Source organism: Methanophagales archaeon, assembly GCA_021159465.1.
Lineage (GTDB): Archaea > Halobacteriota > Syntropharchaeia > Alkanophagales > Methanospirareceae > G60ANME1.
On record JAGGRR010000170.1, the window covers coordinates 1 to 1,106 of the forward strand.

The window sequence follows — 1,106 nt, forward strand, 5'->3', positions numbered from 1 at the left end:
CTCAATGGCGGTTTGTCGCTCCTTAGCGCGTGACATCGAGGCGTTTTGTGAACGAAGCGAAGGGAGGATTTGAATGAAGGATAGTTGTCAGATTGACGAATGAAGCTCTTGAACAAGGAACGCTTTTGACACAGACGTACCTGAAAGGGTATGAATTCACCGAGAAAAGGCGAAATACAAGGCATTCATCGGAGTCTATCGCTCGCTACCTCAAGAGGGTTCTAAGCAATAATGACATCGCTTTACTATTGAATATCTCGCCTTCGACTAAACCCTTACAGGGTTTTTGGAGTCAACGTGGCGAAGCCCCGTTATGAGCAAGCAGTATGGAATAAAGATATAAGATATATAGCAGCTCTGGTAACTGCATCTGATGGAATGACTTCATCGAAAATAATCTTAATCATCCAGAACACACTTCCCAAGCTTGGGATAATAGATGATGATAACAACACGATTCTTTCTACAAATCTAACCCCCATATTGACACTATAGTTTTCCAGCACCCGATAAGAGATAAGATGCAAGATGCATCATCCTAATACCTACCATACACTTAAATATAATTGATACGCTAAACGTTACTATTAAAATAAGTAAGTCCCGTGGTGTAGTGGTCAAGCATACAGGCCTTTGGAGCCTGTGACAGGGGTTCGAATCCTCTCGGGACTATCCTATCCTCTACCACTTATTCCCCATCCCCTATCTTAGCCCTTAACCGCTTCACCATCTTCACTGCCGCTTCTACTGCCCTTTTTGCATAATCAACACGTTCCTGCGCCTGCAGACGCGTCATTCCCGGTCCTGCTACACCCAGCGCCACCGGCTTATCATACTCCAGTGAGAGGTCCATAATCCTGCGGGTGAGTTGCGCGGCGATCACCTCGTCGTGCTCGGTCTCTCCCTCTATCACACAGCCCAGTGTGACCACTGCATCCACATCTTCGCTTCTCAGCAATTCTTTCACAGCAAGCGGCATATCAAACGTTCCAGGCGTATAAAACGTATGAATAACCTTAGCACCAAGGAACTCAGCATGCTCTCGCCCCAATATCTCCATCTGATACGTGATATCCCTATGGAATTCAGATACAACAAAACCCAGC

2 protein-coding genes and 1 tRNA gene are annotated in these 1,106 nt (G+C 45.9%); 2 read left to right on the forward strand and 1 reads right to left on the reverse strand.

The window, feature by feature from the left end; all coding sequences use genetic code 11:
• Window positions 1–297: 297 nt before the first annotated feature.
• Together J7J01_07630 and J7J01_07635 are read left to right on the forward strand one after the other, a co-directional pair.
• On the forward strand, window positions 298–495 hold the full coding sequence (locus tag J7J01_07630) for a hypothetical protein (protein ID MCD6210741.1): 198 nt from the start codon (window positions 298–300) through the stop codon (window positions 493–495).
• A 104-nt stretch (window positions 496–599) separates the two neighbouring features.
• Window positions 600–672: transfer RNA gene (locus J7J01_07635), tRNA-Gln, on the forward strand.
• 16 nt (window positions 673–688) lie between these two features.
• On the opposite strand, the gene J7J01_07640 is transcribed toward J7J01_07635, so the two are convergent.
• A partial coding sequence (locus J7J01_07640; protein MCD6210742.1) for a 6,7-dimethyl-8-ribityllumazine synthase occupies window positions 689–1,106 on the reverse strand: 418 nt, incomplete at its 5' end.